Annotated in this window: 22 protein-coding genes and 1 tRNA gene; 13 read left to right on the top strand and 10 right to left on the bottom strand. The window is 68.6% G+C overall.

Annotated elements, in window-relative coordinates; genetic code table 11:
- Genes ACZ9CK_RS02195 through ACZ9CK_RS02185 form a run of 3 tightly spaced genes read right to left on the bottom strand, consistent with a single transcriptional unit; the run spans nucleotide 1 to nucleotide 2,424 of the window.
- Nucleotides 1-996, bottom strand: a complete 996-nt coding sequence (locus ACZ9CK_RS02195; protein WP_426302154.1) for a glycosyltransferase family 4 protein — start codon at nucleotides 994-996, stop codon at nucleotides 1-3.
- Between the two features lie 4 nt (nucleotides 997-1,000).
- Nucleotides 1,001-1,393 (bottom strand): 6-pyruvoyl trahydropterin synthase family protein, encoded by a 393-nt coding sequence (locus ACZ9CK_RS02190; protein WP_476049112.1) that lies wholly within the window; start codon nucleotides 1,391-1,393, stop codon nucleotides 1,001-1,003.
- A gap of 2 nt (nucleotides 1,394-1,395) precedes the next feature.
- Nucleotides 1,396-2,424 carry a zinc-dependent alcohol dehydrogenase gene (locus tag ACZ9CK_RS02185; RefSeq protein ID WP_426302152.1) on the bottom strand — a complete coding sequence of 343 codons (1,029 nt, stop codon included), beginning with the start codon at nucleotides 2,422-2,424 and terminating at the stop codon, nucleotides 1,396-1,398.
- A gap of 119 nt (nucleotides 2,425-2,543) precedes the next feature.
- On the opposite strand from ACZ9CK_RS02185, the gene ACZ9CK_RS02180 reads away from it, so the two are divergent.
- Both ACZ9CK_RS02180 and ACZ9CK_RS02175 read left to right on the top strand, forming a co-directional pair.
- Nucleotides 2,544-2,633: transfer RNA gene (locus ACZ9CK_RS02180), tRNA-Ser, on the top strand.
- Nucleotides 2,634-2,779: 146 nt separating this feature from the next.
- Nucleotides 2,780-3,382 (top strand): dihydrofolate reductase family protein, encoded by a 603-nt coding sequence (locus ACZ9CK_RS02175; protein WP_476049111.1) that lies wholly within the window; start codon nucleotides 2,780-2,782, stop codon nucleotides 3,380-3,382.
- A gap of 90 nt (nucleotides 3,383-3,472) precedes the next feature.
- On the opposite strand, the gene ACZ9CK_RS02170 is transcribed toward ACZ9CK_RS02175, so the two are convergent.
- The gene (locus ACZ9CK_RS02170; RefSeq protein ID WP_476049110.1) at nucleotides 3,473-4,348 is read right to left on the bottom strand and encodes a GGDEF domain-containing protein; all 876 of its coding nucleotides are present in this window, start codon (nucleotides 4,346-4,348) and stop codon (nucleotides 3,473-3,475) included.
- Nucleotides 4,349-4,811: 463 nt separating this feature from the next.
- On the opposite strand from ACZ9CK_RS02170, the gene ACZ9CK_RS02165 reads away from it, so the two are divergent.
- Together ACZ9CK_RS02165 and ACZ9CK_RS02160 are read left to right on the top strand one after the other, a co-directional pair.
- Nucleotides 4,812-5,111: a DUF4193 family protein gene (locus tag ACZ9CK_RS02165; RefSeq protein WP_476049109.1), complete on the top strand. Its 300-nt coding sequence runs from the start codon at nucleotides 4,812-4,814 to the stop codon at nucleotides 5,109-5,111.
- 82 nt (nucleotides 5,112-5,193) lie between these two features.
- Nucleotides 5,194-5,613 carry a hypothetical protein gene (locus ACZ9CK_RS02160; RefSeq protein WP_476049108.1) on the top strand — a complete coding sequence of 140 codons (420 nt, stop codon included), beginning with the start codon at nucleotides 5,194-5,196 and terminating at the stop codon, nucleotides 5,611-5,613.
- A gap of 143 nt (nucleotides 5,614-5,756) precedes the next feature.
- On the opposite strand, the gene ACZ9CK_RS02155 is transcribed toward ACZ9CK_RS02160, so the two are convergent.
- The 5 genes from ACZ9CK_RS02155 to ACZ9CK_RS02135 form a co-directional block, all read right to left on the bottom strand.
- Nucleotides 5,757-6,404, bottom strand: coding sequence for a hypothetical protein (locus ACZ9CK_RS02155; protein ID WP_426302147.1), 648 nt, complete (start codon nucleotides 6,402-6,404; stop codon nucleotides 5,757-5,759).
- A 167-nt stretch (nucleotides 6,405-6,571) separates the two neighbouring features.
- Nucleotides 6,572-7,144, bottom strand: a complete 573-nt coding sequence (locus tag ACZ9CK_RS02150; protein WP_476049107.1) for a sunset domain-containing protein — start codon at nucleotides 7,142-7,144, stop codon at nucleotides 6,572-6,574.
- Between the two features lie 197 nt (nucleotides 7,145-7,341).
- Nucleotides 7,342-8,967 (bottom strand): amidohydrolase, encoded by a 1,626-nt coding sequence (locus tag ACZ9CK_RS02145; RefSeq protein ID WP_426302145.1) that lies wholly within the window; start codon nucleotides 8,965-8,967, stop codon nucleotides 7,342-7,344.
- A 75-nt stretch (nucleotides 8,968-9,042) separates the two neighbouring features.
- Nucleotides 9,043-10,332 carry an MFS transporter gene (locus ACZ9CK_RS02140; RefSeq protein ID WP_476049106.1) on the bottom strand — a complete coding sequence of 430 codons (1,290 nt, stop codon included), beginning with the start codon at nucleotides 10,330-10,332 and terminating at the stop codon, nucleotides 9,043-9,045.
- 138 nt (nucleotides 10,333-10,470) lie between these two features.
- Complete coding sequence (locus tag ACZ9CK_RS02135) at nucleotides 10,471-11,079, bottom strand: TetR/AcrR family transcriptional regulator C-terminal domain-containing protein (RefSeq protein ID WP_476049105.1); 609 nt, start codon at nucleotides 11,077-11,079, stop codon at nucleotides 10,471-10,473.
- Between the two features lie 86 nt (nucleotides 11,080-11,165).
- On the opposite strand from ACZ9CK_RS02135, the gene ACZ9CK_RS02130 reads away from it, so the two are divergent.
- From ACZ9CK_RS02130 to ACZ9CK_RS02095, 8 genes are all read left to right on the top strand, one after another.
- On the top strand, nucleotides 11,166-12,305 hold the full coding sequence (locus ACZ9CK_RS02130; protein ID WP_476049104.1) for a sulfite oxidase: 1,140 nt from the start codon (nucleotides 11,166-11,168) through the stop codon (nucleotides 12,303-12,305).
- A gap of 17 nt (nucleotides 12,306-12,322) precedes the next feature.
- Nucleotides 12,323-12,892 (top strand): SRPBCC family protein, encoded by a 570-nt coding sequence (locus ACZ9CK_RS02125; protein ID WP_476049103.1) that lies wholly within the window; start codon nucleotides 12,323-12,325, stop codon nucleotides 12,890-12,892.
- Between the two features lie 136 nt (nucleotides 12,893-13,028).
- Entirely contained in the window at nucleotides 13,029-14,177 is a 1,149-nt protein-coding gene (locus tag ACZ9CK_RS02120) for a cation:proton antiporter (RefSeq protein WP_476049102.1), read from the top strand.
- A gap of 70 nt (nucleotides 14,178-14,247) precedes the next feature.
- Entirely contained in the window at nucleotides 14,248-14,889 is a 642-nt protein-coding gene (locus tag ACZ9CK_RS02115; protein ID WP_476049101.1) for a hypothetical protein, read from the top strand.
- 79 nt (nucleotides 14,890-14,968) lie between these two features.
- Complete coding sequence (locus ACZ9CK_RS02110; protein ID WP_476049100.1) at nucleotides 14,969-15,685, top strand: YcnI family copper-binding membrane protein; 717 nt, start codon at nucleotides 14,969-14,971, stop codon at nucleotides 15,683-15,685.
- A gap of 112 nt (nucleotides 15,686-15,797) precedes the next feature.
- Nucleotides 15,798-16,418, top strand: a complete 621-nt coding sequence (locus tag ACZ9CK_RS02105; RefSeq protein WP_476049099.1) for a DUF4232 domain-containing protein — start codon at nucleotides 15,798-15,800, stop codon at nucleotides 16,416-16,418.
- Between the two features lie 42 nt (nucleotides 16,419-16,460).
- Entirely contained in the window at nucleotides 16,461-21,404 is a 4,944-nt protein-coding gene (locus ACZ9CK_RS02100; protein ID WP_476049098.1) for an ATP-dependent helicase, read from the top strand.
- A complete protein-coding gene (locus tag ACZ9CK_RS02095) occupies nucleotides 21,397-22,212 on the top strand; it encodes an Fpg/Nei family DNA glycosylase (protein ID WP_476049097.1) in 816 nt (271 codons plus the stop codon). The genes ACZ9CK_RS02100 and ACZ9CK_RS02095 overlap by 8 nt, the downstream gene beginning before the upstream one ends.
- A 60-nt stretch (nucleotides 22,213-22,272) precedes the next feature.
- Here the strand turns inward: ACZ9CK_RS02095 and yczE are convergent, their stop codons facing one another.
- Entirely contained in the window at nucleotides 22,273-22,914 is a 642-nt protein-coding gene (gene yczE, locus ACZ9CK_RS02090; protein ID WP_476049096.1) for a membrane protein YczE, read from the bottom strand.
- A 60-nt stretch (nucleotides 22,915-22,974) separates the two neighbouring features.
- Here yczE and yczR point away from each other — a divergent pair, with 60 nt between their 5' ends.
- The gene (yczR, locus tag ACZ9CK_RS02085; RefSeq protein ID WP_476049095.1) at nucleotides 22,975-24,456 is read left to right on the top strand and encodes a MocR-like transcription factor YczR; all 1,482 of its coding nucleotides are present in this window, start codon (nucleotides 22,975-22,977) and stop codon (nucleotides 24,454-24,456) included.
- The last annotated feature ends 188 nt before the right edge of the window (nucleotides 24,457-24,644 follow it).

Raw genomic sequence — 24,644 nt, 5'->3', positions numbered from 1 at the left:
TCAGGGCCTGATCACCGCGAGGACACTCTCGGCGGTAGCCGTCCAGCTGGGCAGGCTCCCGCGCCGGGTCATGGCGGCGGCACGCCAGCGGGAGGCCAGCTCCGGGTCCTCGAGCCAGGCGGCGAGCACATCCGCCAAGGCGTCCGGGCCGCCGTCGAGATCCACCGCAACGCCGGCGCCAAACGGCCCGAGCGCCTCCTCGGCCCCGGTCCCCCGCCGGACAATCACAGGAACTCCGTGGGCCAGGGATTCCGGCACGGCCATGCCGAAACTTTCCTGCGCGGAGACCAGCACACTGAGGTCCGCGGCGTGCCATTCTGCTTCGAGCCCTGCATCCCGGAGTTCCCCGGTGAGCCGGATGCGGCCCTTCAGCCCGTGCTTCCCGACGGCGGCGCGCACCTGGGCGGCGTAGTCCGGGTCCGCGTCCGGCGAACCGATCAGTGCCGCCGTCCAGGGCAGTCCGCTGATTGCGGCCAGGGCCTCTACGAGGATCAGCTGGCTTTTGTTCGGCAGCAACGCGGCCACGCAGACAATATGCGGGGGCTGGGATCCGACGGCGGCGTCAGCGGACAGGGTTCCGGGCAGCGCGACGTGGACGCGTTCCAGCCCGTACAGTTCCTTGAGCTTCGCCGCGGCGAAGGCGCTCGGGCAGATCACCCCGCTTGCGGCGGCCAGTGCCTGCGCTTCGAGGTCCGCGTGGGCGGTGAAGGCCATGTGCGAAAGGATCCAGACGCGCGTCCCCGCCTGCACCGCCGCGGCGATCTCCCCCGGCGCACCGGCTGCGATCAGCCCGTCGACAATCGCAAGGTCCGCATCGCGCAGGGACCAGGCGAGCGACTCCCGGTCCTCGTCCAGCCCGGGCGGCCACGCGCCGTCGAGCATCACCACCTCGGTCCGCGCGCCCAGCGCTTCCAGCTGTTCCACCAGCCGGGCGTTGTAGAGGTTGCCGCCGGAACGGTGCTCAATGTTGCCCGGCACGATGAAGCGGATGGTCATCGTCTCAGCGGCGCTGCGGGAGGTCCAGGGAGTAGCCGGCCCAGGCGTCGGGGTTTTCGCGGAGGACGACGTCGATCCCCGCCAGCGCGGCGCCGTCGGGCAGCTTTTCGGCGACTCGTTCGGCGATGTACCGGGCGAGGACCTCGGTGGTGGTCAGCTGCCCGGCGAACTCCGGAAGCTCGTCCAGGTTCTTGTAGTTCAGGCGGTCCAGGACCTGCTGGAGCAGCTCGTCCGCCGCGCCGATGTCGATCACGATCGCGTCCTGGTTCAGTTCCGCGCGGCGGAAGCTCACCTCGGCCACGAAGGTGGCCCCGTGCAGGCCCTGGGCCGGGCCGAAGGACTCGCGCGGGAGGCTGTGGGCGATCATGAAATGGCGTCGGACGGTGAGGCTGAACATGCTTATCCTTCCGGGTAGCTGATCACGTGGCAGGAGTTCCCGTCTCCGTGCGCGGCCAGGTGCTCGATCATGTGCGGCAGTTCGGCGAAGCTCGTGTCTGCGCTGAGGAAGAGATCGAACGCGGGGTCCTGCAGCAGTTGCACGGCGAGTTCGAGGCGTTCGGCGGTGCTGCGCCGGTGACGGCGGGCCCGTGCCACCACGCCCACCTGGCTGGCCGTGATCGAGAGGCGCCGGGCGTGGAAATCTTCACCCAGGGGGACGGACACCGGGGTGTCGCCGAACCAGGAAAGCTCGATGACGCGGGCTTCGTCGCCGGCCAGTTGCAGGCTGCGCCGCAGGCCTTCCGGGGTGGCCGAGCAATGGAAGACGATGTCGCAATCCGCGCGGGCATCTTCAGGGAGGGCGAAGTCGATGTTCAGGGCCGCCGCTGTTTGTTCCTTGGCCGGTTCCACGTCCACCAGTTCCAGCCGCTGCAGCGGGAACTTCCGCAGCAGGGCTGCCAGGGTGCCGCCCAGCAGCCCTCCCCCGACGACGGCGACCCGGTCTCCCAGCCGCGGACCCGCCTCCCAGAGGGCGTTGAGCGCTGTCTCCACCATGCCGGTGAGCACCGCGCGGCGGGGCGGGACGCCGTCGGGAATCTTCGTGAGGGAATCGACCGGCACCACGTAGCGGTCCTGGTGCGGGTGCAGGCAGAAGACTGCTTTGTTTTTCCATTCGGCGGGGCCTTCCTCCACGATGCCCACGGAGAGGTACCCGTATTTCACAGGTGAGGGGAACTCGCCTTCCTGATGCGGGGCGCGCATGGTCCGGGCGACGCTCTTCGGCACATGGCCCGCGTGGACCAGGAGTTCGGTGCCCTTGCTGATGCCCGAATAGAGGGTGCGCACGAGGGCTTCGTTGGCTTGGGGCTCGGGCAGGGTCTCCGCGCGGAGTTCACCTTTGCCCCGGCCCACGGTCCAGTAGGCGGTGGCCAGGGTGCCTTTCGCTTGGCTGGGCGTCGGCGCTTCGTTGCGGTGCTCGGAATCAGTCATCCTGCTCATGAATCTAGCCGGGGGTCGCGGGCATTGGAAGGGTTGCCTTGGGGCGTTTTAGGTCCGTTTTGGGGGCCGTTTTGGGGAACCGCCGCCACCTCCGGTACCCTAGTCCAGTTGGTGACGTGTCCGAGCGGCCGAAGGTGCAACACTCGAAATGTTGTTTGGTGTAACAGCCAACGTGGGTTCAAATCCCACCGTCACCGCCAAATAGCAGGGCCCCTGCTTCCCTTTGTTTATAAGGGAGGCAGGGGCCTTTTGTTTTGCCCCGGATCAGGGGTTTGCCATCACGTGCTAGGCTCCCCAGAATCCACACACGGCCGCACCGAGGTCGCAACAACCCAGGAGGTTCGCGATGCCGGACACCACCTGCCACATGTCGATCTCGTTGGATGGTTTCGTCGCGGGGCCGGACCAGAGCCGCGAGGACCCCTTGGGCAAACGGGGGCTGGAACTGCACGGCTGGCACATCGGTGACCCGCGAGCCAACCAAGCCGACAAGGTCGCGAGCGAGTGGCTCATGCGTCCGCGGGGCGCGTACGTGATGGGTCGGAACATGTTCGGCCCGATCCGCGGGGACTGGGATGAGGAATGGACCGGGTGGTGGGGGGCCGAACCGCCGTACCACGCGCCGGTGTTCGTACTGACCCATCACGGACATGACCCGATCCAGATGGACGGCGGGACCACCTTCTACTTCGTCACCGAGGGCTTCGACGCGGCCTACTCCGCAGCGTGCCAGGCCGCTGGGGACGAAGGCGTGGACATCGCCGGTGGGGCCTCGACCGTCCGGCAGGCACTGATCGCCGGCGTGATCGACGAACTCACCCTCGACATCGCGCCGGTTCTGCTCGGTTCCGGTGAACGCATCTTCGACGGCGTTGAATCCTTCGGCTTCGAACCCGCCGAGGTGCTTCACTCACCGTTGGCCACCCACATCCGCTATCGCCGCAGCTAACTCCGTAGGCGCTGCCGGCCTCCTGCGCGGCAGGTGTCGAAGAATCCGACGGACTGAGTCGCCGTCGGACCTTAATCATTCGAAGGCAGTTCAGGACCGGGGCCCGCGCACCGACTTGGCGCCGGGAGATTTGACTGCTTTCGCGGGGTTCGCGGTGACGACGCGGTTCCGGCCCTGGGCCTTGGCCTCGTAGAGGGCGGCGTCCGCCGCTTCAATCATGAGCGCAAGATCGGCGCCGGTATCAGCGCTGGCGACGACACCGTAACTCACGGTGGGAAAGGCCACACCGGGCGGGGTTGGAGCGGCCGCCAGGACCCGGCTGATCTCGGCAGCGACGATCTGGCCTGTTTCCTGTTCTGCACCTGAGAGCAGGATGACGAACTCCTCGCCGCCGTACCGGCCTACGAGGTCGATAGTGCGGACTGAGCTGGTGCATGCAGCGGAGAACGCCTGAATGGCTGCATCTCCGGCGGTGTGGCCGTAGGTGTCATTGAGTGTTTTGAACTGATCGAGGTCGGCCATGACCAAGGTGGATGCGGACCCCCCGCTGTCCAGGCGCCGGACCTCGCGGGACGCAAGTTCCATGAAGGCCCTGCGGTTGAGGAGGCCCGTCAGGCCGTCCCTGTTGGCTCGCTCGCTGAGTGCATTGATGAGCTGCTCGTTGCTCAGTGCCGTCATGCTGTATGAGACCGTCACCAACAGCATGAGTGTGAGGACGCTGGTCACGGTGGGGCTGAAGAAAGTACGGAACACCGGGCCGTCCGGGCCCTCCGCCAGGTAGACGACCCAGCGGCATAGGAAGTAGGCGGCCAGGACACCGGCAGCCAGCGACAGCGAGCGGTTGACCCAGGAACCGATGGGCTTGACCAGCCAAAGTTCACGGGTCGCCAGCCCCATCCCCAAGGCCATCATCGCCAGATACACCGCGCCGCCCGACCATTCGTTGGAGGCCGGATTCTCCAACACCGAGGCCACCGCTGTGACCAGAGGAGCGGCCAGAAGTTGCCACCGCGGAATGGGGAGCACCCTCAGCGAACGCGAGCCCGCCCACACACAGAACGCTCCCGCCACCACCAAGGAATTCCCCAATGGGACCACCCAGAGCTGCTGCGGGGTTCCGGTCAGAAGATACGCTAGGTTTCCCGCAAGCAAGCACCCCAGCGAAACACACCACCAGCCACTGTAGCGGGAACGGGTCTGGCGGAAAGAGCCGAAGAACAACACACACAAGAGCAACGCCACAACGCTCAGGGAAAACTCCACACTAAGTGCATCGAGCAACATCACTCACACCTCCCTCAGCCGTCCCACCAGTTTAAGGCATCCGCATCACGCAGACCCACGTGGCAGGACCCGCAGGGAATTCCGACGGCGCTCTGTACGTTGTTCACTCCCGTATTCAATCTTGAGAAAAGTGAGGCCTTAAAAAGTGGCAGCTGATTACGACGAACTTCGCACTGACGTAAAGGAGTCGCAGGAGCAGTCCCTGCAGGCGCTGCAGTCGGCCGGTGCCCCGACGGCCAAGAGCGTGGTCCTGGAGCTGGATGAAACGGACGGACTCGACGCCGGCGGACCCGGCGGCGAAATCGTCGCGGAGGAGCTCATCGTTCACGTCATTCCGCAGGGCAACGACGAATTCGTATGTGACTCATGCTTCCTGGTACGTCACCGATCCCAAATCGCCAGGGAAAAAGAGGGGCTTCGCTTCTGCGTGGAGTGCGAAGGCTGACCTTCGGCCTAAACATCGCAAGCAAGCGCACTAGCCTGTTCTGAAATCGACTCGGCAGCCTCTCGATCAAAGGAGAAGCACATTGCTCAATGTCCTCACAGCACAAGTCCGCGCCGCCCATTTGCTGGTCCGTCCGGAGGAAGAATGGGATGCGCTCACCGATGACCTGTGGCGGGCGTACGACTCCAAGGACGGCGAGCTCGTCGAGCAGCTTTGCGAACCGTACCTTGCCTCGTGGCGGGTAGTCACCCGCAACCTGCTCGCCGAACCGCTCGCGGCCGCCGGCATCAGGGTCGCCAGCCCGGCGCATCCGTGGGCAGTCGCCACGCTGGAGCGCGACGGCGTTATCCAGGAACCACTGCTGTGCTTCCTTGACGATGATGTCCCCAATGCCTGGGAGGCAGCCGCCGTCAACGGCGGCCTGCAGCTACAGCACTTCAACGACATCATGGCCGGCTACGAGAGCTGCCTGAAGGAACTCCTCGCCGCACCGCGGGCATAGAGCCTCACCGAGCTCTTGGGTCGGTGAGGTAGGCGCGGCCCTCAATGAATGCCAGTAGTCCGATCACCATCAAGGCTCGCCTGCTGCACGGCGCGCTCAACAGCGAAGCAGGTGGGTGACTTCGGTACGGCTTCATCCCCCGGTTACTGCCACGACATTGTGAACCAGATGATCGCGAAGACATAACCTACGAGCGCCAGCAGGGCGAACCGCTTCGGCGTCCCTACCGGGTTCTGCTTCGTGAGCCCGAAGAAGGAATTGATGTTGAAAAGGTGCAGCAATAACCCGCCGCCCAACAACCCGGGCAGCATTGACGAAGGGGCCACTACCAGGACGGTCGCAGCAAAGAACGCATACTCAAGAACGAACGCCAGGCGAGGCCGCGACCACAGCCCAAGCCCCACGAAGCGATCTCCCCGGCCCCAGCCCCGGATAGGAAGGTCGCGGAGGTGAACCACCGCATCCAATAGCCAATGCGAAAGGACGCCGACCCAGAAAAGCACGCCTACAAGAACACTCTGGTAGATGAGACCGGCCAACAGGGCCGGCAGGAGGCTGAGGGCGCTGCCGAGAACCAAAGAATGGGAGTACGGGTACGACGTGAACTCGACCCGGGATTGCAGTGGATCATTGCGGTCCACCTTCACCCTCTCCTTGCCGGCAAAAACCAGTGCGGGCCAAACGATGTCGGGCCAGGCCACGGCCACTGCGATGGGCAGAGCGGGCGCCTCGGGCACCGCGGCAAGAATGACCGCCGCTGCGGCGAAATGACCTACGTACACGAGCGACAAGCCTACCCGCCACATGAAGGGCCCGGTTCCCTCTACTAGAAAGGGAACCGGGCCATTGCTTTGGGCGGATCAGGCACCCACCAGGACGAAAACGTTGCCGTCCGGCGCCTTGATTACCGCCACGTCGCCGGGCTCAGTTGCGAAGGGCGGCTCGATCATTGCCTGAATCAGACCTTGGATTTCCGGTAGCCGGCCTGCACTGCGGCGCGTTCGGTGGCAAAGCAGACTTCCGGCGTGGTCCGGCTGTAGTACCGCTGGCCCGGCAAGTGATAGATCCCGCTCGGAGCGTTGCCCTTGATCGGCGCCCACGCCGGGCAGTTCCATGTGCTCGCGGGCCGGGCCGACGTCGGCTTCGGCGCGGGAGCGACCACGCGGACGGTTGCCTGGCCGGAGGTGTTGCCTTTGAGGGCGCCGGCGGCCGGCATGCGTACCGACCACTTGCCGGTAACCGAGGCCGGGAAAGTGGTGCGGAAGTAGCCGGTGGTGCTGGTCTTCAGGGTGCGCACGGCTGCGTTGGGCTTGGCGCCGTCGGGGTCGAAGTAGACCACCGCGGTGACAGTTCCGGTCTTGACCCAGGCGCGGCCGTAGCCCTGCATTTGGCCCTGGACCGTGATGGCGTTCCCGCGGACCACCGTGGACGGGCCGGCGGAGAACGATGCCACCCGGGTTGTGACGGTCGGTGCCGCCTGCGCCGGTGCCGCAATGACGACGGCGGGCGCCACGAATGCGGAAATCGCCAACAGGGTGCCAAGCGCTTTTCGGCGCAAAGAAGTACTGAACAAAATGAATTCCCCCATGGAATTGCTGCCACGCGAACGGCAGATCTGAATGTACAAGCTGAATCCTAGCCCCGAAACATCGCTGGAAAGCGCAACAAAAAAAGCGGACCCGCCCCGAGGCAAAAGCCAAGGACGGGCCCGCAAGAACCAAGCAAAAGCTACGCCCGGTACTTCACTTCCCCGCCAACCACCGTGAGCACCACAGAAGAGGAAAGCAGCGAATCCACCCCGGCCAAAAACGGGTCGGTATCCAGCACCACGAAATCGGCCAGCATTCCCGGGGCCAGGCGGCCGAGTTCGTGCTCGCGGCGGCAGGAGAACGCGGCGTCGCGGGTGGCATGGCCCAGCGCAGCGGCCAGTTCAAGCGCGTACTTGGGCAGGTTCGCGGGCAGCGACTGATCCAGGGCGGACTTGCGGGTGGTGGCGATGTACATGTTGGGCAGCGGCGGGTGCGGTGCCGTGGGAGCGTCCGAACCGAGGGCCAGCACCGCGCCGGCGTCGGTGAACTCGGTCCACGGGTAGGCACGGTCGATGCGCTCATCTCCCAGCATGGCTCGCCAGTTTTCCTGCACCGCGGGATCGGCGTGGACCGGCTGCATGGACGCGACAATGCCCAGCCGCGCCAAGCGCGCAATGCTCTCCGGTGTGACGGTCTCCATGTGCTCGATCCGGTGCCGGCGGTCGCGCGGGCCGTTCACCTCGTTGGCGTGCTCGAACGCATCCAAAGCCACCTCGGAAGCGAGGTCGCCGATCGCGTGGATGGCCACCTGCAGCCCCGCGGCATCGGCGGCGGCCACCACTGGGTTGAGGTATTCCGGGGCCCAGATGAGGTCGGCGTTGCTGCCGTCCGAGTAGGGCTCCTTCATGGCGGCCGTGCAGCCATCGATCACACCGTCGGCAATGATCTTGATGCCCACCACCCGCAGCCACGGTGTGTTGACCTCGCGGCTGAGTTCGGCGGCGCGCGCCACCTGGGCCAGGTTCTCCTCGTGGTTCTCCGATGGAGCCACCAGCCAGTGCGCGTTGATGCGCAGCGGCAGCGTGCCCCCACCGGCTTCCAGTGCCCGGCGCATCGCCGCAAGTTCGCCCTCCCCCAGGGCCATGTCGATGCCGCTGGTAACGCCGGTGGAGAGGTAGTGCTCGAACGAAGTCGCCAGCTGCGCGTCGCGTTCCGCATCCGAGGTCAGCGAAGCCAGCGTGGGCCAGGCGTACTGGTGCATCGCAGTTTCGTGCAGGAGGCCCGTGGCTTCACCGGTCACCGGGTCGCGCTCGATGATGCCGCCCAGGGGGTTGGGGGTGTCCCCGTCGATGCCCATTTCGGCCAGCGCGGCCTTGTTCACCCACACGGAGTGGAGGTCGTTCGCGTCCAGGTACACCGGGCGGTCAGGCACGACGGCGTCAATCATCTCTGTGGTCGGGGTACCGCCGGGGACGGCCGAAAACAGCCAGCCGCTGCCGAGGATGCGCGGCGCCTCCGGGTCGGCGGCCACGGCCATCTTGAGCCGGAGCTGGATCTCGTCGAGGTTTGCGGCGTCGCGCAGGGCCACCTTCTGCATGGTTTCGCCCATCATCACCATGTGGGTGTGGGCGTCCACGAAGCCGGGCATCACGAAGGCGCCGCCGAGGTCAACGTCGGAGAAAGAAGCACCAGCCAGCGCCTCGCGCGCGGCCGCCTCGCTGCCCACCTGGGCCAGCCGCTCGCCGTCGACGATCAATGCTTCGGCGAGCGCGGGACCGTCGGCGGTGAAGATCCGGGCGTTGCGGTAAAGGGTACGGGTGGTCACAACTGTTCCTTTGTTCTTAGTGGGCACGGGCTTAGTGGGCACGGGCTCAGTGGGCACGGGCTCGGCGGGCACGGGCTAGACGATCGCTGCCTGGTTGAACTGGCCGTCGGAGTTGAACTGCGCGTCGGAGGTGTCGACGGCGGCGCCCTCCTTCTCCACGCTGGCCGCCACCCGGGAAATCACCAGGAACGGCACCAGCAGGAGGAAGCTGAACGCGGAAAGAATCAGCGTCAGCGGCACGTAGCCGAGGGTTTCGGCGATGAAGGTACCGAACAACGGCGAGAAGGCGGAGCCGATCAGGTAGGTGCCGCTCAGTGCCGCCGACCAGAAGCCGCGCACGTCCAGCGCCACGGCAATGGACACCACGTACATGAACGCCAGCGCGTAGACGGTGTTCCAGGCGATGATGACCAGCATGTAGGTCCCGGGGTCGTGGACCAGGCCCGCGGCGAGCTTCAACCCGCCGCCCAGCAGCAGGAGCACGAGGAGCGGGATGGTGCGGCCAAGGCGGTCGCCGAGGTAGCTGGCGATGGCACCGAAGATCAGCCCGCCGGCGGTGGAGGCGCTCAGCATGATTCCCATGTCGGCGTCGCCGATCCCGGCGTTCCCGGCGCCCATGGAACCTGCCACTGCCCAGAGCGAATCCTCGCCCAGCGCCCACAGCCCAAAGCAGGCCAGCAGGCTGAAGCCGGCGATCGTCACCAGCACCGGCGCCTTGCCGGGAGCAGCGGCAGTTGACTGCCCGACGTCGGCCCCTTCCGTGGCGTGGGACGCTTCAGTTGCGTCCGGCGCCGCGGCGGCCGGCATCCAGCCGGAAGTCAGGGCGAAGGCGAGCGCCAGGAGCGCAAGGAGCCCGAACGCACTGAGCATTCCGGTGCCGAACATCGGGATGAGCGCGAGGACGACCGTGACGATCGCACGGTTGGCCAGGCCGCTGATGCCGGACATGCGGTTCGGGTTGCGCAGGGCCGCCAGCGCGGCGCCGCTGGAGGAAATGGCACCGCCGCCGCCCAGGCCGCCTAGAATGATGCCGGCAATGGCCACGGGGGCCAGCGGGACGAGGGCTGCCGTGCCAAAACCGGCGGCGGCGAGGAAGAGGCCGCCGCGGGCCACCACGTAGCGGCCGGACCGGGCCGACCAGCGTGAGGTCAGGAGGCAGCCCGCGGCCGTGCTCAGAAGGCAGGCCGTCATTACGGTTCCTGCAGCGGTGGGCGTGAGGCCGTGGCCATCCACCAGGGCGATGATCATGAAGGGCACAAGGTTGGCGGCCATGAAGCCGATGACGCCGATCCCGAAAGTCGAGATGCCGCGTCGCCAGGTGAGGGGCACGCGGCCGCTGGCATCCGGGGTGGGGGAAACGCTCAAGGAATTCTCCGGGTCTGTGACGAGGCCGCGTCCTTGCGGCCTGCGGGCAGGATCCGGGCGGAGAGCCGGATCACTAAACGAAAGGCTTTCGTTTAGTATGCGGCCTGAGGCCCCCGTCACACAAGCCGGGGCAGGAAACTAGAGCCCGGCAGCACGCCGTCGTAGTCCTTCGATGAGGATTTCAAGGCCGAATTCAAAGGCGGTGCCCGCCCGGTCGGCCAGCCCGGAGGCGTTCTCCACAGCACGCCCCAAGGCGCTCCCGCCGCCCGGCGCCACCTCCCACACGTTGCCGGGAGCGGCGAGGTCCAAGGCGGCGCCGATGGCGAAACTGTCGATCAGGGCCAGGCCCGAGGCGACGTCGCTGCCCGTGAAACCCGCCTCCTCCAGCGCCGACGACAGGCGCTCATAGAAGGCGATGACCTTGGCATTCCGGACAGTCTGCATCACCAGCAAGGGAGCGGTGCGCGGGTGCCGGGCGAAACTCTCGCGGTAGTCCCGGATTTCCAGGCGGAGGACCTCATCCCACGGTGTACCCGGCGGAGGGGCCGGGCTTTCCGCCGTGATCCGGCCGCGGATCAGCTCCAGGATTTCCTCGCGCCCGGATACGTGGTTGTAAATGGAGGACTGGCTGACGCCGATCTTGCGCGCCACCTTGGGCAGGCTGAAGTCGCCGCTCTCGTCGATGAGTTCGAGGGCGGCCGTGACCACGGCGTCGACGGAAATCAGCGGTTGGGACGGGCGCGCCATGAAAGGACTCCTGGGGGTTCGGCTGGTCCCCAAGGTATCAGCGACGGACTCTTGGAAGGCCATGCGGCGGCGCCCATACTTGGTGCATGAGCGTCGAGTCCCGGCCCCCGTCGGCGGACACCGCCGAAACATCGCCTGCCTGGCCAGCAGCTGCCCCTCCCGCACCGGGTGCGCCTACGGACGGCCCCCTCACCCGCGAAGAGCTCCACCTCGCTTCGCGCAACCATGCCCAGCCCCTGGAAATGCTCCAGTGGCCCATCACCCCGATCGGCATGCATTACCTGCTGGTCCATTTCGACATTCCCCGGATCGACCCCACGGACTGGCGCCTGCGTATCGGCGGACTGGTGGACCACCCGCGCGAGTACACCCTCACCGAGCTCAAGCACCGTGAGCGGCGCACCGTTCCGGTCACCATGGAATGTGCCGGCAACGGCCGCTCCCTGATGGAGCCGCGGCCGGTCAGCCAGCCCTGGGACCGGGGCGGCTTCGGCACCGCGGAATGGACCGGGACGCCGCTCGCCCCGTTGCTGCACGACGCCGGGATCCCGGCTGACGCCGTCGAACTCGTCTTTACGGGGGCGGACCGCGGGATCCAGGGCGGGATCGAGCACCAGTACGCCCGCAGCCTCAGCATTTCCGATGCGATGTCCGGGGACGTGCTGCTCGCGTACGAGGTCAACGGCCAGCCCCTGCCGCCACAGCACGGCTACCCGCTCCGGCTCCTGGTGCCCGGCTGGTACGGCATGACCAGCGTCAAATGGCTGGGCTCCATCGAGGCGATCGACCACGCCTTCGAGGGCTACCAGCAGACTCCGGCCTACCACCTGACGCAATCGGCTGAGGAACTGGGCGAGCCCGTGCAGCGGATCAGGCCCCGGGCCCTCATGGTGCCGCCGGGCGTTCCCGACTTCTTCACCCGGGAACGGTTCGTGCAGGCCGGGCCCGTGCATCTGAGCGGCAGGACGTGGTCCGGGCACGGAACAGTGGACCGGGTGGAAGTGTGCGTGGACGGAGTCTGGGCCGAGGCGGAGCTGGAACCGGCTATCGGGCCGCACGCCTGGCGGGGCTGGAGCTTCACTTGGATCGCGTCCCCCGGCGCCCATGAACTGGCCTGCCGCGCCAGCGACAGTTCCGGCCTGACACAGCCCGACCATCCCGACTGGAACTACCAGGGCTTGGCCAACAACGCGATCCAGCGCCTCACCGTGACGGTTCGCGGATAGCCCCGGTGAAAGCGGCCATGGGAGGCTCCAAAAACAGCAGCGACTACGAATTCCTCACCGTCTGGCGCGTCGCCGGGCCACCGCGGGAGGTGACGGACATCCTGGGCGACGCCGGAACCCTGGCCCGCTGGTGGCCATCGGTGTATCTGCGCGTGACGCCGCTGGACCCGGGCGAACCGGACGGCACGGGCAAGAGCTTCATGCTGCACACCAAGGGCTGGCTGCCCTACACCCTGCGCTGGAAGCTCACCGTCACCGAGCCCATCACCGAGCAAGGCTTTGCCATCGCCGCCACCGGCGACCTGAACGGCACGGGCCGCTGGACGTTCGAAGCGGACGGGCCGGAGACAGTCATCAGCTATGACTGGCGGGTGACCGCGGCGAAGCCGCTGATCCGGCGCCTTGGCTTTCTGTTCAAGCCGGCGTTCGCGGCGAACCATCGCTGGGCGATGGCCCGCGGGCAGGAAAGCCTGGCACTGGAACTGAGGCGCCGGCGCCCCGGGACGGGCAAGGCCAAGGTTCCGCCGCCACCACAGCCCACCTTCGCCAGCCGGTACCGCTGGCAGAGGAGCAGCACGCATGCCTGAGGACAAGATCCTCGACGGCTACCACGGCGTGTGCGCGAGCTACTACACGGACGAAGACACTGACATCCCCCTCAAACCGGCCGACGCTCCCCGATAGACTGCCGCCGAGCCCGGCCACGCGCGGAAGGAGGAGTGTGTGTCGTTCTTTCAGCTCTCGCTGATCGCCGCGGCCGCCCTCCTCGGGCCGCTCCTGGCACTGCCCCGAAAATGGCACCTTCCCGTGGTCCTGGGACAACTGCTGGCGGGCATCGCCATCGGCCGGACCGGGCTGGCGCTCGTGGACTCCTCGGACCCCACCTTCACCTTCGTGGCCGACGTCGGCTTCGCCCTGATCATGTTCGTGGCCGGAACGCACGTGCCGGTCCGCGATACGGCCATCCGGCCAGCGCTGGGATCCGGGGCGCTGCGGGCCGCTGTCGCGGCAGGGCTCGCGGCCGCCGTCGGGACCGGCATTGCCTTCGCCTTCGGCACCGGCCACGCACCGCTCTACATCGTCCTGCTGGCCTCCTCCTCGGCGGCCCTGGTGCTGCCGATCGTCGATTCGCTGCGGCTTGCCGGGCCCAAGGTCCTGACGACGACGGCGCAAGTGGCGATCGCGGATATCGCCTGCATCGTCGCACTCCCCCTGGCCGTCGACCCGCCCAACGCCGGACGCGCCGCAGCCGGGGCCGCCGTCGTCGCCGCTTGCTCCGTAGTGCTGTTCTTCGTGCTGCGCCGGCTCGAACGCAGCGGCATCCGGGGCCGGCTGCACGATGTCTCGGAGGACCGGAAGTTCGCCTTGGAGCTACGGATCCAGCTGGCGTTGCTGTTCGCCCTGTCAGGACTCGCAGTGGCCGGGCAGGTGTCCATCATGCTCGCGGGGTTCTCCTTCGGCCTGGTGGTGGCGGCGGTGGGCGAACCGCGGCGCCTGGCACACCAGCTATTCGCCGTCAGCGACGGATTCCTGGGCCCGGTGTTCTTCGTCTGGCTCGGCGCCTCCTTGGACCTGCACACCCTCGCGGGCAGCCCGCGGATGATCCTGCTGGGACTCTGCCTGGGCTTCGGGACCCTGCTGGTCCACGGAAGCCTGCGCCTGCTCGGCCAGCCCCTGCCGCTCGCGGTGCTGGCAGCCTCGCAGCTCGGCGTGCCCGTCGCCGCAGCCACCATCGGCAGCCAACTCCGCCTGCTGGAACCCGGGGAGGCCGCGGCGTTGATCCTCGGCGCCCTCGTCAGCATCATGGCGAGCGCGCTGGCGGGGTCGCGGGCCGCGCGCACCTTCGCCCGGCCGGAAAAGGTGGCCGGCTAGCCCCGGTAGAATTGCGGGGTTGACCGCTCACGGACAGGCGGACCGCAAGACTGAGATTAGGGAGGACCACGTGCGCACTACTGCCGCAGCAACCTCCCGATCCCGCGCCGCAGCTCCGTTCCATGCGCTCCGCTCGGGCGCCCTCGCCCTGGCCGTCCTGTCCCTCGCCGCCGGCGCCCACGTGATCGCGGGCGGCATCTTGCCCGCCCTGCCGATCCTCCTGGCGCTCCTGGCCTTGACTGGGCTCGCCACCACCCTGGCCACCCGGTTCAAGCTCGGCTTCCCGGCCGCGGCGGCCCTGCTCGGCGGCGGCCAAGTGTTGCTGCACGAGGCCTTCACGGCGCTCGGCCCGGTGGCCGCCGCGGGCCCCTCTGAAGCACAGCATGTGCACCACGCCATGCAGCTTCCGGTGATCGGCGACGCGGCACAGCATGTACACGCCGCAGACGGTGCGCTGGCCTGGTTCATGCTGGCCGGCCACGTCCTCGCCTCTGCGGCCTCGGCCCTGCTGTTTGCCAAGGGCGAGCAGGCCTTGTGGCAGCTGGCCTCCTGGCTCCGCCCGCTCTGGCGGGTCCTCGCACCCCTCTTCACGCCTGACGCCGGTACCCGCCCTGCGGCGGCCGGCGCACCTTCGGCGTTCATCCCCCGCCCCTGGCGGAACCTCAGGCAGGACAGCAGGCGCGGCCCGCCCGCCGTCGTCGTCCTCTCCTGATTCCGCCCGGCGCCTCCTTTCACGGTGACGGGCACTTCCCCGTACTCCCGCGCAACCGCGCACCCTGAAAGGCACAACCATGACCACCTCCGTACTCCGCCGCACCCTTACCACCGCCGCAGCCGCCGGCGGCACCGCCGTCCTGATGCTCGCCGGCATGCAGGGCGCTTCCGCCCACGTTTCGGTAACCCCGGACAAGACCGCCGCGAACTCCTACGCGCTGCTGACCTTCGGCATCCCGCACGGCTGCGACAACACGGGCACCACTAAAATGACCATCACCCTGCCGCAGGAACTGAACGACGCGCAGCCCACGGTGAACCCCAACTGGACGGTGGAAAAGGTCACCGAAACATTCCCGGAACCGCGGAAGCAGGCCGACGGGACCTCCATCACCAAGCGCACCAGCAAGATCGTCTACACGGCCAAGGCCCCGCTGGATCCGCACCTGCGCGACGCCCTGGTCCTCTCCGTGAAGCTGCCCGACGCCGCCGGCAAGACCCTCTACTTCCCCACCCTGCAGAGCTGCGTCAAGGGCCAGACCGACTGGAAGGAACTCCCCAAGGAAGGCCAGGACCCGCACAGCCTGGAAGCCCCGGCGCCGTCGTTCACCATCACGGCGGCAGCCGGCCACGATGGCCACGGAGCGCCCGCCGCTGAGGCAGAACAGGCCGCGGCAGTGTCCGGCGCTTCCGACGGCGGTGCGGACGCCCGCAGCTGGGCCGGGCTTGTTGCCGGGCTGGCCGGCCTCGCGCTGGGCGGCGCCGCGTTCTTCCGTAAGAAGAAGTCGGCCTGACTGAAATACGGCTGAAAGGATGGCGTCCGGAACATCACGATCCGGGCGCCATTTCCGTATCCGCCGCCGTGGCGTGGTTGACTCGGGCAATCGACGCCGGAAGGCTGGGCGCATGACTACTGCGCGCGCCAAAAAGGCCCTCCTGTTCACGACCGCGGCAGCCTCACTCCTGGTGCTGGCCGGCTGCGGCCAGGGCCAGAACCCTGGCTCCGGTAGCCCGTCGTCGGACACTACTCCCAGCGCCTCGCAGAGCCCCTCGGACAGCAGCCCCTCGGGGCCGGCGAGCGCCACGGGCACTGACTCCTCCGGAACCCCCGGCCTCTGCAAGTCCGCCTCCCTCACCCCGAGCGTCGATTCGACGGGCGGCGGCGCCGCCGGCAGCGTGTACCAGAAACTCATCCTGACCAACTCGGGGACGGCGCCCTGCATCCTCAAGGGTTTCCCGGGTGTCTCGCTGGTTACCGGGCCCACGGCCGCCCCGATTGGCGCGCCCGCGGACCGCGACACCTCCAAGGCCCCAGTGGAACTCCTGCTGCAGCCGGGCGATTCGGGCGCCGCCGTGCTCCGCTACACCCAGGCCGGCCTCTACCCCGACTGCAAGCACGTCCCGGCCGCGGGTTTCCGGATCTACCCGCCGGAGGACACCGCTTCGGTGTTCCTCGCGCAGCAGCGTGAGGCCTGCAGCAACGCCGGCATCAAGCTGCTGACCATCGGTGCGTTCCAGGCAAACTGACTTTCTCCTTTTCTTGTCGGTGCCTTGCGGCATGATGGAGGAATGCAGGAGGAGCCGCGCAACGGGGTGATGGAGGCGTTCAGCCGCGCCACCCGTGAGTGGTTCCTGGGCGCGTTCGCCGCGCCGACCCCTGCGCAGGACGGCGCCTGGCGCGCCATTTCCTCCGGCGCCCATGCCCTGGTGGTTGCGCCCACCGGTTCGGGCAAGACCCTCGCCGCGTTCCTGTGGGCGCTGGACAAGCTGCTGGCGCCCGCGGCCCCAGCAGCAACAGCCCCGGCGCCGGAGGGCAAGGCAAAACGCAAGACCCGCGTACTGTACATTTCCCCGCTCAAGGCCTTGGGCGTGGACGTCGAACGCAACCTCCGTTCGCCCCTGATCGGCATCACGCAGACCGCCAAGCGCCTGGGGCTGCCGGCACCCATCGTGAGCGTCGGCGTCCGTTCCGGGGATACGACGACGGCGGAGCGCCGCGCGCTGCTCAGCCACCCGCCGGACATCCTCATTACGACGCCCGAGTCCCTGTTCCTGATGCTCACCTCGCGTGCCCGGGAAACGCTCATGGATGTGGACACCGTGATCGTGGATGAAGTCCACGCTGTGGCCGGCACCAAGCGCGGGGCGCACCTTGCGGTGTCCCTGGAGCGGCTGGATGCCCTTCTCCCGAAGCCCGCCCAGCGGATCGGGCTGTCCGCCACCGTGGAGCCGCGGGAACTCGTGGCCCAGTTCCTGTCCTCCTCCGCGCCGGTGGAAATCGTGGCCCCGGCGTTCACCAAGAACTGGAAGCTCGCCGTCAGCGTCCCTGTGGAGGACATGTCGGACCTCGCGGGCGCGGCCGGAGCCTTCGATTCCGGGCCGGCGTCCGGGCTGCAGCCGCAGGCCTCCATCTGGCCGCATGTGGAGGAGAAGATCGTGGACCTGGTCCTCTCCCGGCAATCCACCATCGTCTTCGCCAACTCGCGGCGCCTCGCCGAACGCCTCACGGCCCGGCTGAACGAAATTCACGCCGAACGCCAGCTCATACCGGTGGATGTCTTCTCCGATGGCTTTCCCGACGCCGCCGCCGGTTTCGTCCCGGACTTCGGTGCACCTGACGGCGAAGCGCCTTCCCTGCCCGGGACATCCACCGCCACGCCTGCCCACATGATGGCGCAGGCGGGCAGCACCAGGGGCGCCGATCCCGTGCTGGCCCGGGCGCACCACGGCTCCGTGTCCAAGGACCAGCGGGCCATGATCGAGGACGATCTCAAGTCCGGGCGGCTGCGCTGCGTCGTGGCCACCTCGTCCCTGGAGCTTGGCATCGACATGGGGGCCGTGGACCTCGTGATCCAGGTGGAGTCGCCGCCGTCGGTGGCCAGCGGGCTGCAGCGGGTGGGCCGTGCCGGGCACCAGGTGGGCGAAATCTCGGAGGGTGTGCTGTTCCCGAAGCACCGCGCGGACCTCGTCCACACCGCGGTCACGGTGGAACGCATGCTCAGCGGGAAAATCGAACGCCTGCACATCCCGGCGAACCCCCTGGACATCCTCGCCCAGCAGACGGTCGCTGCCGCTGCGCTGGGGAGCATCGACGTCGAAGACTGGTTTGCCACGGTGCGCCGCTCCGCGCCGTTCGCCACCCTGCCGCGTTCGGCCTTCGAGGCCACGCTGGACCTGCTCTCCGGCCGGTATCCGTCCGATGAATTCGCCGAACTGCGCCCGCGCATCATCTGGGACCGCAACGCCGGCACCATCGAGGGCCGGCCCGGGGCCCAGCGCCTCGCGGTGACGTCGGGCGGCACCATTCCGGACCGCGGGCTCTTCGGCGTCTACATCATCGGCACGGAACACGAAGGCCCCGCCGGAGGTTCCGGCGGGTCCGGCGAACAGGCGGGAACGGCGTCGAGGGCTGCCAAGGGCGGGCGCCGCGTGGGTGAGCTCGACGAGGAAATGGTCTACGAATCCCGTGTGGGAGACATCTTCGCCCTCGGGGCCACGAGCTGGAAGATCGAGGACATCACCCACGACCGCGTCCTGGTCTCCCCCGCCTTCGGCCAGCCCGGGAAGCTCCCGTTCTGGAAGGGCGATTCCCTGGGCCGGCCCGTGGACCTCGGCAGGGCGCTGGGCGCCTTCGTCCGCGAGCTCTCCGCATCCGATCCCGCCCCCGCTCTGGAACGCTGCAAGGCCAGCGGCCTGGACGACTTCGCCGCCCGCAACCTGCTCCAATACCTCCGCGAGCAGCAGCAGGCCACGGAGGTGGTCCCGAACGACCGCACGCTCGTCGTCGAACGGTTCCACGACGAACTGGGCGACTGGCGTGTGGTGCTGCACAGCCCCTTCGGCATGCCCGTGCACGCGCCCTGGGCACTCGCTGTCGGGCAGCGCCTGCAGCAGCGCTACGGCCTGGACGGCTCCGCCATGGCCGCCGACGACGGCATCGTGCTGCGGGTGCCGATGATGGAGGACGAACCGCCCGGAGCGGAGCTGTTCCTCTTCGAGCCCGAGGAACTGGAGCAGATCGTGACGGCGGAGGTGGGCAGCAGCGCCCTGTTCGCCTCCCGTTTCCGCGAGTGTGCCGCCCGGGCCTTGCTGCTCCCCCGGCAAAACCCGGCAAAGCGGCAGCCGCTCTGGCAGCAGCGCCAGCGTTCGGCCCAGCTGCTGGACGTGGCGAAGAAGTACCCCCAGTTCCCGGTGGTGCTCGAAACCGTGCGCGAGTGCCTGCAGGACGTCTACGACCTCCCGGCGTTGAAGGACATCGCCGGCGCCATCGAACGCCGGGAGCTGCGCCTGGTGCAGACCACCACCCAGCAGCCCTCGCCCTTCGCGAAGTCGCTGCTTTTCGGCTACGTGGCCCAGTACCTGTACGAGGGCGATTCGCCCCTGGCCGAACGGCGGGCGGCCGCCCTGGCCCTCGATTCGACCCTGCTGAACGAGCTGCTGGGCCGGGTGGAACTGCGTGAACTGCTCGATGCCAAGGTCATCGAAGTCACCGAGCTGGAGCTGCAGCGGCTTGTTCCGGACCGCCGGGTCCGGGGCTTGGAAGGGGTCGCGGACCTGCTGCGCCTGCTCGGACCCCTGGACGCGGCGGAGGTGGCTGCCCGCCTTGAGGACGGCAGCACGGCCGAGGCCGCCGTGCACGTCGCCGCCCTCCATCTGGCTGCCCTCCGCAAAGCCAACCGTGCACTCACGGTGACCCTGGGCGGGGTGGAACGCTATGCGGCCATCGAGGACGCGGCACGGCTCCGGGACGCGGTGGGCGTCCCGCTGCCCATGGGTGTCCCGCTGGCCTTCATCGAGCCGGTGGCCGATCCCCTCGGCGATCTCGTGTCGCGCTACGCAAGGACCCACGGCCCGTTCACCGCGGAAGAGGCCGCCGCCCGGCTGGGGCTCGGGGCCGCCGTCGTGCGCACCGCCCTGAAACGGCTCGCCGCCGACGGCCGCGTGGTGGAAGGCGAGTTCCGGCCGCACCCGGTGGCGGAAGAACCCGCACCCGGCAGCGAAGCGGCGGCAGTATCCGAAGCCGCCGAAATCCCTCAGCAATCCCTGCTCCCGCCGCCTGCCAGCGAATGGTGCGATGCGGAGGTGCTGCGCAAGCTCCGGCGCCGTTCACTGGCTGCGCTGCGGGCCGAGGTCGAGCCTGTGGAGGCGGCCGCGTACGGGCGGTTCCTGCCCGATTGGCAGAACGTCCGCCAGCCCGGAAGGTCCCGTGCGGGCTCGGCATTGCGCGGGCTGGACGGCATCATGACCGCCGTGGACCAGCTCTCCGGAGTGCCGGTTCCGGCGTCGGCGTGGGAGCCGTTGGTGCTGGCCAGCCGGGTGGCCGACTACCAGCCGGCCATGCTCGACGAACTCATGGCCGCCGGCGAACTGCTCTGGGCCGGGGCCGGTTCGCTGCCGGGCAACGACGGCTGGATCAGCCTGCACGTGGCCGACTCCGCGGAGCTGACGCTGAACCCGGACCCGGAGTTCGAACCAGCGGATGCGCAGCTACGCCTCCTCGGGCACCTGCGCGACGGCGGCGGGGCCTACTTCTTCCGCCAGCTCACGGACGTCGCGGGCGGCATGGATGCCGTGCTCAGCGACGACGCCGTGGTGGCCGCGCTGTGGGACCTCGTGTGGGCCGGGCGGATCACCGGCGACACCTTCGCGCCGGTACGCGCGCTGATCGCCGGCGGCAGGACCGCACACCGGCAGGTCGCCAGGCCGCCGCGCGCGCGTTCGCTTCGCCTGGGCCGGATCGGCCGCGCGCATGGGATCGGCGCGGACAGCGGCTTCGCTTCGCCCGGGCTGAGCGGCCGCTACGGCTCCCTGTCAGGATCTGCCGCGGCGACGCCGCCCCTGGCGGTGGGCCGCTGGTCCGCCCTTCCGGCGCCGGAGCTCGACCCCACCCTGCACGCCCGCGGCACCGCCGAACTCCTGCTGGACCGCTACGGCGTGGTCACCCGCGGCTCCGTGATGGCGGAGAACATCCTGGGCGGCTTCGGCCTGATGTACAAGGTGCTGGCCCGGCTTGAGGAAGCCGGCCGCTGCCGCCGCGGCTACTTCATTGAGCATCTCGGGGCCGCGCAGTTCGCCGTTCCCGCCACCGTTGACCGCCTGCGTTCCTTTGCCGAGGACGCCCGCTCAGAGAAGCACGAGCCTTCCGCTTTGGCCCTCGCCGCCACGGATCCCGCCAACCCCTACGGTGCCGCCCTGCCCTGGCCCGCCCTGCCCGCCGACGCCGCCTCCGGGCACCGTCCCGGCAGGAAGGCGGGAGCGCTGGTGGTGATGGTCGACGGCGCCCTGGCCCTGTACGTGGAACGCGGCGGCAAGACGCTGCTCACCTTCGGCCATGACGACGGCGTGCTGGCGGCTGCCGCTGCGTCGCTGGTGGACGTGGTGCGCCGCGGAGCCGTCGACAAACTCATCATGGAAAAGGCCAACGGCCAGGATCTCCTGGGCACGCCCATCGCGGAGGCTTTGGCCGCGGCCGGCGCCTACTCCACCCCGAAGGGCCTGAGAATCCGTGCCTGAGGGAGATTCCGTCTGGCGGGCCGCAAAGGAGCTGCACCAGGCGCTGGCCGGGAAGGTGCTGTTGTCCTCGGATTTCAGGGTGCCGCGCTTCGCCACCCTGGACCTGTCGGGCTGGACCGTGGAGGAGGTGGTGCCGCGGGGCAAGCACCTGCTGATGCGCGTGCATGATTCCGCCGCCAACAACACGCGCCGCGCCCTGACCATCCATTCGCACCTCAAGATGGAGGGCAGCTGGCAGGTCTATGCCCCGGGAGGCAAGTGGCGGAAACCCGGCCACACCGCCCGGTGCGTGCTGCGCACGGCCTCGGCCGACGTCGTCGGCTTCTCCCTGGGCATCCTGGAAGTCATCCGGAGCGAGGAAGAAGACCGGGTCCTGGGGCATCTCGGCCCGGACCTGCTGGGCCCTGACTGGGATCCGGCGGAGGCGCTGCGGCGGCTGGAGGCGTCACCGGAAACTCCTATCGGACTCGCCCTGCTGGACCAGGGGAACGTGGCCGGAATCGGAAACATCTACCGCTGCGAGTCGTGCTTCCTTTCCGGTGTGCACCCGGCCGTCCCCGTGGCTTCGGTGCCTGATCCTGCCGCGATCCTGGCCGATGCCAAGCGGCTGCTGGAGGCCAACCTCGGGGCCGGGCCGCGCTCCACACTGGGACCGCGGGCCCTGCGCCCGGGCTATTGGGTCTACGGGCGCGAACACCAGCCGTGCCTGCGCTGCCGCACTCCGATCCGGCGCGGAATGCTGGGGAAATCACCGGGCCTGGAGGAACGGACCATCTACTTCTGCCCGAGCTGCCAGCCGGCGCCGTGATCTCGGTCCCGCGGCCCAACTGACTCGCAGTTAATGTCGTTTTGCGCCCTCAAAACGACATTAACTGCCAGCTACTTGGGCTTGCGGAACCGTCTCGTCCAGCGCGCTCTCCCGCGGTGCGGTCCTTTCAGGAACCACGAACAGCGGCAGCAGCAACTGGACCAGGGGCCCGATCGCCAAGGCGTAAACCACTGTGCCCACGCCCACCGAGCCGCCCAGCAGCCAGCCGGAGCCCAGCACGACTACCTCGATCAGCGTGCGGGACAGGCGCACTGACCAGCCGGTGCGCCGGGCCAGGCCGGTCATGAGCCCGTCGCGGGCACCGGGGCCAAGCCGGGCCCCGATATAGCAGGCGGAGGCGATTCCGTTGAGCAGCACGGCCCCCGCCAGCATGGCGATCTGGCCGCCGAGGTGCGAGAAGGCCGGAATCAGGGCCAGGCCCAGGTCGGCGAAGACGCCCACCAGCACGGCGTTGGCGAGGGTGCCGAAGCCGGGCATCTGCCGCAGCGGGATCCACAGCAGGAGCACCAGGAAGCTGACCACCACCACCACGGTGCCGATGCTCCAGCCGAGCTTCCCGGCGAGCCCCTGGTGGAACACGTCCCAGGGATCCAGTCCGAGGCTTGCCCTGATGAACATGGCCAGGGAGATTCCATACATCGCGAGGCCGATCAGGAGCTGGGTGATTCTGCGGGTCATCATGGCTCCATCTTTCAAGACAACTGGCATTGCTTTCCATAGCCAGTTTGAAATACTGGTCTTATGCTTTCCCTGTCGAACCCTTCGGGCTCACTAAGCCCCGCAGCCCTCGCCCGCCTCCTGGGCGCCTGGAACACGGGCGCGGCGGCCGCGTACCGCGAGCTGGCCGACGTCGTGCGCCTGCTGGTGCTGGACGGGCGCATCGCGCTGGATGTCGCGCTCCCCAGTGAGCGCGCCCTCGCCGAAACGCTCGGCGTCAGCCGCACCACGGTCACCGCGGCCTACGCCGGGCTGCGCGAACAGGGCTTCCTGAGCGGCGGGCAGGGAAGCCGGGCGCGCACCCGGCTCCCGCACCGCATGGCCCTGGCCCAGACCCCCGGCCTCGTGGCTCCGGACGGCGTGCTGGACCTTGCCTATGCCTCGCTGCCCGCCACCGGCGAGGTGGTGCACCGGGCCTTCGCGGACGCGCTGACCGAGTTGCCGGCGCTGCTGCCGGGCTTCGGCTACGACCCGCTCGGCGTCCCGGTGCTGCGGGAAGCGATCGCCGCGCATTACACGGAAGCGGGCGTTCCGACGTCGGCGTCCCAGATCCTGGTGACTTCCGGCGCCCAACACGCGCTGAACATCATCCTGCGCACGCTCGCCGGCCGGCAGCAGAAGGTGCTGGTGGACCATCCGAGCTACCCGAATGCCCTGGACGCCATCCGGGCCTCCGGTTCACGGACGGTTCCGGTGCCGCTGCCCGCCGCCGAAGCTTCAGGGGCAAGCGGTCCGGGCTGGGACATCGACGCCATGGTTTCCGCGATGCGGCAGCAGCGCCCTGCCATGGCGTACCTGCTCCCCGACTTCCACAACCCCACAGGGCGCGTGATGTCGGACCTGCAGCGCCGGCGCCTGGTCCGCGAGGCGGCAGGTACCGGCACGGTGCTGGTGGTGGATGAGACCCTGCGCGCCCTGGACCTCGACGGCGTCGGCACCACGCCGCTCGCCGCCTTCAGCCCCGCGGTGGTCTCCATCGGCTCGCTCAGCAAGTCGCACTGGGCAGGCCTGCGGACGGGCTGGATCCGCGCCGGCGAAGAACTCATCGCCCGCTTCGTGGCGACCCGGACCACCATGGACCTCGGCGGACCGGCCGTGGAACAACTCGCCGCCGCCCGGCTGATGCGCGATTTCGCCGAACCGCTGGGCGCCCGGCTCGAGACCCTGCGGGGAAACCGTGAGACCCTGCTTGGCCTGCTGGCCGAGCACCTTCCCGGGTGGACTTTCGAACGCCCGCGCGGCGGCCTGACCGTCTGGTGCAGGCTGCCCTCGGCGTCGAGCACCGCCCTCGCGGTCCTCGCCCCCGAGTTCGGCCTGCGGCTGGCAGCGGGGCCGCGTTTCGGCGTCGGCGGCTCCTTCGAGCATTTCCTGCGGGTGCCGTTCACCCTCCCGCCGGAGCAACTCACGACGGCGGTCCTCGCCCTGCGTGCCGCCCAGGACCGCCTGGACGCCGCGCCGCAGTTGCGCCGGACGCTGAAGGAGCCCCAGGAGGCGGCGATCGCCTGATCCCCTCCCCCAACTGACTCGCAGTTAACGTCGTTTTGAGGCGTCAAAACGACAACAACTGCGAGTCAGTTGGGCGGGAACAAGCCAATTGGGCGCCTGGGTGCCGATCGAATCTCCGGCATAAGCCGGCAGAGTTGCTAAACCGGCAGAGTTGCTAAGTCGGCAGAGTTGCGGGGCCCGCTCTACGT

The sequence above is a fragment of the Arthrobacter sp. TE26545 genome, assembly GCF_056279005.1.
This window is presented reverse-complemented; position numbering and strand designations above follow the sequence as displayed.